The sequence below is a fragment of the Brevundimonas sp. genome (genome assembly GCF_036400995.1).
Taxonomy (GTDB): Bacteria; Pseudomonadota; Alphaproteobacteria; order Caulobacterales; family Caulobacteraceae; genus Brevundimonas.
In genome coordinates this window covers 1-5,699 of the sequence record NZ_DASWWG010000105.1, presented here as the reverse complement: position 1 = coordinate 5,699, position 5,699 = coordinate 1, and the positions used below count along the sequence as shown (strand labels likewise).

Sequence of the window (5,699 nt, the reverse complement as noted above, 5' to 3'; positions counted from 1 at the left end):
GCGGCCTTGAGCCGCTCGAGGGCGCCCTCTGGCGTGTCGGGGCGCGCGCCTTCCGCCGACTGGGCCTGGGCCCGGCGTTTGCCGGCGCGGTCCTCGGCGACATTGGCCAGAAGCGAGAAGACCGCGAAGCCGTGGGCGAGGCCGACGGCCTGGTCGAGACTGAGTTCGCCCAGCAACTGTTCGAGGCGCTCGGCGTCGGCGGAACCGGCGTCGCGGTGCCAGGCGACCGAGGCCCGGCGCACCGCCTCGATGCGATCATAGAGTTCGCGTCCGCCCTCGGCCAGGATGACCTCGCCCAACAGGCCGCCGAGCAGGCGGACCTCGTCGCGCAAGCGGTCGTCGGCGGCCTGGATCATCGCGGGCTCTTTCAGCGGGGAGGTTGGAGACCGCACCGTATCAGGGGTTAGAGAACGGGCCATCGCAAAGCCTAACGCTGAAACGCGATGTGCGGTCCGGGGCCGAGTCGACAAACGTCTCTCTTTCCGCCATAAGCCGCCGCTTCCGACGCAAGTGAACCTCGCGTCTCCACCTGCACGACCCCGGTCCGGCCGGACGAGGCAGGCGAGAACCCTCCGCCGACGTGATCGTCGCCGGAGGCCATTTCGCTATGGAGACTGTTTCACCCGTCGGTTTGGTGGCCCGCAGGGGCTGACGAGGTAGTGAATGTTCGAGGCTCTGAACGAGCGGCTGACAGGCGTCTTCGACCGGATCACCGGGCGCGGCGCCCTGTCCGAAAAGGACGTGGCCGAGGCGATGCGCGAAGTGCGCGTGGCCCTGCTCGAGGCCGACGTCGCCCTGCCCGTCGTCAAGGAATTCATCGCCTTCGCCACCGAGCGCGCGACGGGTGAAGAGGTCATCCGGTCGGTCAAGCCGGCCGATCAGGTCATCAAGATCGTCTACGATGGCCTCGTCGAGATGCTGGGCGGCGAGGAGCCGACCCCCATCAACCTGAACGCCACGCCGCCCGCCGTCATCCTGATGGCCGGCCTGCAGGGCTCGGGCAAGACGACGACCTCGGCCAAGCTGGCGCTGCGCCTGACCAAGTTCGATCGCAAGAAGGTCATGATGGCCTCGCTGGACACGCGTCGTCCGGCGGCCATGGAGCAGCTCGAGACCCTCGGCAAGCAGATCGAGGTCGCGACCCTTCCGATCGTGAAGGGCGAAAGCGCCGTCCAGATCACCCGCCGGGCGATGACGTCCGCCAAGCTGCAGGGCTTCGATGTCCTGATCCTCGACACCGCCGGCCGGATCACGCTGGACGAGGCGCTGATGGCCGAGGTGGCGGAAGTCGCTTCGATCGCCAAGCCGGTGGAAACCCTGCTGGTCGCCGACAGCCTGACCGGTCAGGACGCCGTCCGCACCGCCCGCGCCTTCCATGAGCGCCTGCCGCTGACGGGTCTGGTCCTGACCCGCGCCGACGGCGACGGCCGCGGCGGCGCCATGCTGTCGATGAAGGCCGTCACCGGCCTGCCGATCAAATATCTGGGCGCCGGCGAAAAGGTCGACCAGCTGGACGTCTTCGACGCCCGCCGCGTCGCCGGCCGCATCCTCGGTCAGGGCGATATCGTCGCCCTGGTCGAGAAGGCGTCGCAGGAGCTGGACGCCTCCAAGGCCGAGGCCATGGCCCGCAAGCTGGCCAAGGGGCAGTTCGACCTGAACGACCTCGCCGCCCAGCTGCAGCAGATGAAGAAGATGGGCGGTCTTCAGGGCATCATGGGCATGCTGCCCGGTGTCGCGAAGATGAAGGCCCAGATGGCCGACGCCAACATCGACGACCGCATGATCGCCCGCCAGGAAGCGATCATCTCGTCGATGACCAAGGCCGAGCGCAAGAAGCCGGACCTGCTGAACGCCAGCCGCAAGCGCCGCGTGGCCGCGGGCGCCGGGGTCGAGGTCCAGGACATCAACCGCCTGCTCAAGCAGCACCGGCAGATGGCCGACATGGTCAAGTCGCTGTCGCGCGGCGGACCGAAGAAGATGCAGCAGATGGCCGCCATGCTCGGCGGCCTCGGCGGCGGTGGAATGGGCGGACCGGACATGGCCCGCCTGAAGGCGATGGGCGGGGGCAAGATGCCCGAGCCGAGCGCCGACGAACTGAAGGCCATTCAGGACCGGCTCGCCGGACTGGGTGGCGGACAACTTCCGGGAGGCCTTCCGGGCCTGCCGGGCTTCCCTCCGAAGAAATAAGACTTCCCTGAAAGAGACCTGAAATGCTGAAGATCCGTCTGGCCCGTGGTGGCGCCAAGAAGCGCCCGTACTACTACATCGTCGTTGCTGACTCGCACGCTCCGCGCGATGGCAAGTTCATCGAGCGCGTTGGCTCGTACAACCCGATGCTGCCGCGCGACGGTGAGCAGAAGCGCGTTGTGCTGAAGGCCGACCGTATCGCTGAATGGCTCGCCAAGGGCGCCCAGCCGACCGACCGCGTCGCCCGTTTCCTGTCGCAGGACGAAACGCTGGCCGGCAAGGTGAAGTGGACCCAGGGCAACAACCCGAACAAGGCCCAGCCGGGCAAGAAGGCGCAAGAGCGCGCCGCCGAGCGCGCCCAGCGCGAAGCCGACCGCGCCGAAGCCGAAGCCGCTGCCAAGGCCGAGGCCGCTGAAGCCGCCGCCCGCGCCAAGGAAGAAGCCGCCGCCGCCGCTGCCGCCGCTGCTGCTGCTCCGGCCGTGGAAGAGGCTCCGGCTGAAGAAGCTCCGGCTGCCGAAGCCGCTGCTGAAGAGGCTCCGGCCGCCGAGTCGACCGAAGAAGCCTGATTGGGTCCGGTTCGCCGGAATTGATCTGGGGAGGGCGGCGTCCGATGGGCGCCGCCTTTCTTTTTGGGTCGGTGTGCGCCACTGGAGGCGCGGTTATTCAACGAGGTCCCCCGTGGCGCAGGACAAGCTCATTCTGGTCGGACAGGTCGTCGGCGGCTTCGGCGTGCGCGGCGAGGTGCGGGTGACGGCCTATACGGCCGATCCGATGGCCCTGCTGGCCTATCGCGACCTGCTGCGCGCCGACGGCTCGGCGGGGCTGACCCTGACCTCGGCCCGACCGGACAAGAACGGCGTGGTCGGTCGGGCGAAGGAGATCGCCACCAAGGAACAGGCCGACGCGATGCGCGGTCTCAAGCTGTTCATCCCGCGCGATCGCCTGCCCGAACCGGATGAGGACGAGTTCTACCTGACCGACCTGATCGGCCTGCAGGCCCGGGATCCGGAGGGCGTGGTGCTGGGCGCGGTGAAGTCGGTCCAGAATTTCGGCGCCTCCGACATGCTGGAGATCGCTCCGGCCGCCGGAGGGCCGACGTGGTACCTGCCGTTCACGCGCGACGCCGTCCCCGAACTGCATATCACCGACGGCTGGGTGCTGGCGGTGCGTCCGAACGAGGTCGGCGAGCGCGAGCCGGACTAGTCGGCGTCGACGATTTCCGCGTCGCCGACGTGGGTCTTGATGGACTCGATCGCGCGCTTGGCGCCTGATTTGTCGGAATAGCCTTCGGTCGAGAAGATGACTTCCGAGTTGTACTTGAACCGGACGCGGTACTCGCCGGCCTTGTCCTTGTAGATCTCGAACTTGTGGGCCACGGGCAGTCTCCCTGTTTCAGACGCGGTCAGGCTGGGCCGGAAGCGCGCGGGGCGTCAACAGCGCGCATGTCGGCGGCCGGACACAGCCTCGTGAGGATCAGGCGGGACGGCGCTTCCAGCGCAGGGCCGCCAGCGTCACGAACCCCGCCAGCAGCCCCCAGAAGGCCGAACCGACGCCGAACAGCGCCAGCCCCGAGGCCGTGGCCGCGAAGGCGATGACGGCGGCCTCCCGGTGGTCCGGCTCGGCCATGGCGCCGTGCAGGGCGCCGGTCAGCGGACCGATCAGGGCCAGACCGGTCAGCACGGCGAGGGCGGCCGTCGGCATGGCGATGAACAGGCCCGCCAGCGGCGCGGCGAACAGGGCCACGACCAGATAGAGGCCGCCGTAGAGCACGCCGACGATCCAGCGGCGCCGTGGGTCCGGATGGGCGTCCGGCCCGGTGCAGATGGCCGCGACGATGGCCGCCATGTTGATCCCATAGGCGCCGAAGGGGGCGAGGATGACGGTGGCGAGGCCGGTCGAGAGCAGCAGCGGACCGGGCGGCGGCTCGTAGCCTGAGGCCTTGAGCACCACGAGGCCGGGCAGGTTCTGCGAGACGAGGGTCACGAGGAACAGCGGCAGGGCCAGGCTGATCGCGGCCTTGAGGTCAAAGGCGGGGACGACCGGCGACAGCTGTCCGAACAGGCCGGTTCCGGGCGGCAGGGTCACCTGACCGCGCAGGGCCAGGACGGCAAAGGCGCCGACGAGGACGGCGGGCAGGGCCCAGGTCGGGGCCAGTCGCCGCATGATCAGGAAGACGGCGAACAGGCCCGCCGCCAGCGCCAGATCGGTCGGGAAGACGAGAAACAGCTTCAGGCAGAAGGGCAGCAGGACGCCCGCCAGCATGGCCGAGGCGATGCCGCCCGGTATCTTCGCCGCCAGTCGTCCGAGGGCGGGGACGAGGCCGGTGATCACCATCAGCGCGCCGGCGATGATGAAGGCGCCGACGGCGGTGGGCCAGCCGACCCCGAGCGTCGAGGCGGCCAGCAGGGCCGCGCCGGGGGTGGACCAGGCCAGGATGACCGGAACCTTCAGCCGCCAGCTGAGCAGCATCCCCGGCACGCCGATGCCGAGGCAGAGCGCCGTCACCATCGACACGATCTGGTCCGGCGAGGCGCCCAGCACATGCCCGGCCTGCACCACCAGCGCGACCGTGCCGCCGAACCCGATCACGGTTCCGACGGCGGCCGCCGAGAGGGCGGAGACGGGCAGGCGAGGGGCGGTCATCGCCCGCGCTTACCGGTTTGGTTCGGACGGGGGAAGAGACCGCTGTGGTGCGGACCACCTACACCCGCCGCCAACAGTCCTTAAGTTGGAAGTCCGCGAGTCTCCCCAGCGCCCCGACTTCACCCGATCCGCTCCGCACGGCAAGCCGCGTGTCCGAGTTGTCGGCGTCGAGGCCTGGACCGAAGAAATTATAGGTGTAGCCATCGAGTGTCCGGGGGGACAGTTCCTCCGGCCTCGCGGAGAACCCGACGACATTGAAACGCCCCGGATTCAGCGTCGCGATACGTTCAAGCACATAGCCTAAGCCCGGACACTCCGCCGTAGATGTAGCTTCCAACGCCCGGACGCCCCCGGAATCGAAGCTCTCTCTCTCCGCCCGCCATCGCCGTCCGGCCCAGGTTTCCGGCGTGAAGGTTGTGCGGTGGATAAGCGTGCCGTCGGCGTCGAATGTTTCGTAACCGACCACCGCCGCGGGTTGTCCTGAACGGTCGGGGGCATCGTAGGACTCCGATCCCTGCTGGCCTGTGACGGCCGCCAGCAGTTTCAACATCTCAAGGGTCAGGCGCATCGAGAAGTCCTTCCGAGATTGTCGGTAGTTCTAGTCGCCGGAACCGCGTGGCGGGAAACGACCCGCCACGCCTCAGCCCTCGATGTCTTCCGGCAGGCCCACGGCGTGGAAGCCGGCGTCGACGTGGACGACTTCACCGGTGGTCGAACGACCGAGGTCGGAGCAGAGCCACAGGGCGGCGCCGGCGACGCCTTCCATCGAGGTCTCTTCCTTGATCAGCGAGAACTGGGCCGACTTGGAGTGCAGGCCGCGGCCGCCCGAGATGCCGGCCAGCGACAGGGTGCGCATGGCGCCGGCCGAG

8 protein-coding genes are annotated in these 5,699 nt (G+C 68.8%); 3 read left to right on the top strand and 5 right to left on the bottom strand.

All coding sequences use genetic code 11. From position 1 onward, the window contains the following. The coding region (locus VGE03_RS14340; protein WP_331047154.1) for a phosphoenolpyruvate carboxylase at positions 1 to 356 on the bottom strand (356 nt) is incomplete at its 3' end. Positions 357 to 663: 307 nt separating this feature from the next. Between VGE03_RS14340 and ffh the strand changes: the two genes are divergently transcribed. From ffh to rimM, 3 genes are all read left to right on the top strand, one after another. Next, on the top strand, positions 664 to 2,187 hold the full coding sequence (gene ffh, locus VGE03_RS14335; protein ID WP_331047153.1) for a signal recognition particle protein: 1,524 nt from the start codon (positions 664 to 666) through the stop codon (positions 2,185 to 2,187). A gap of 23 nt (positions 2,188 to 2,210) precedes the next feature. Next, the gene (rpsP, locus tag VGE03_RS14330) at positions 2,211 to 2,753 is read left to right on the top strand and encodes a 30S ribosomal protein S16 (RefSeq protein ID WP_331047152.1); all 543 of its coding nucleotides are present in this window, start codon (positions 2,211 to 2,213) and stop codon (positions 2,751 to 2,753) included. 112 nt (positions 2,754 to 2,865) lie between these two features. Then, positions 2,866 to 3,390 (top strand): ribosome maturation factor RimM, encoded by a 525-nt coding sequence (gene rimM / locus VGE03_RS14325; protein ID WP_331047151.1) that lies wholly within the window; start codon positions 2,866 to 2,868, stop codon positions 3,388 to 3,390. On the opposite strand, the gene VGE03_RS14320 is transcribed toward rimM, so the two are convergent. From VGE03_RS14320 to VGE03_RS14305, 4 genes are all read right to left on the bottom strand, one after another. Next, complete coding sequence (locus VGE03_RS14320) at positions 3,387 to 3,563, bottom strand: YegP family protein (RefSeq protein ID WP_331047150.1); 177 nt, start codon at positions 3,561 to 3,563, stop codon at positions 3,387 to 3,389. The genes rimM and VGE03_RS14320 overlap by 4 nt on opposite strands. A 97-nt stretch (positions 3,564 to 3,660) precedes the next feature. Next, positions 3,661 to 4,830: a benzoate/H(+) symporter BenE family transporter gene (locus VGE03_RS14315; protein ID WP_331047149.1), complete on the bottom strand. Its 1,170-nt coding sequence runs from the start codon at positions 4,828 to 4,830 to the stop codon at positions 3,661 to 3,663. Positions 4,831 to 4,888: 58 nt separating this feature from the next. After that, entirely contained in the window at positions 4,889 to 5,398 is a 510-nt protein-coding gene (locus VGE03_RS14310; protein WP_331047148.1) for a hypothetical protein, read from the bottom strand. A 72-nt stretch (positions 5,399 to 5,470) separates the two neighbouring features. Next, positions 5,471 to 5,699 (bottom strand): SDR family oxidoreductase (locus tag VGE03_RS14305; protein WP_331047147.1); only part of this gene is annotated, 229 nt, incomplete at its 5' end.

Bases quoted from the DNA above. Each gene is read 5' to 3' on its own strand.
- rpsP (WP_331047152.1), top strand. From the start codon at position 2,211: ATGCTGAAGATCCGTCTGGCCCGTGGTGGCGCCAAGAAGCGCCCGTAC.
- VGE03_RS14310 (WP_331047148.1), bottom strand. From the start codon at position 5,398: ATGCGCCTGACCCTTGAGATGTTGAAACTGCTGGCGGCCGTCACAGGC.
- VGE03_RS14315 (WP_331047149.1), bottom strand. From the start codon at position 4,830: ATGACCGCCCCTCGCCTGCCCGTCTCCGCCCTCTCGGCGGCCGCCGTC.
- ffh (WP_331047153.1), top strand. From the start codon at position 664: ATGTTCGAGGCTCTGAACGAGCGGCTGACAGGCGTCTTCGACCGGATC.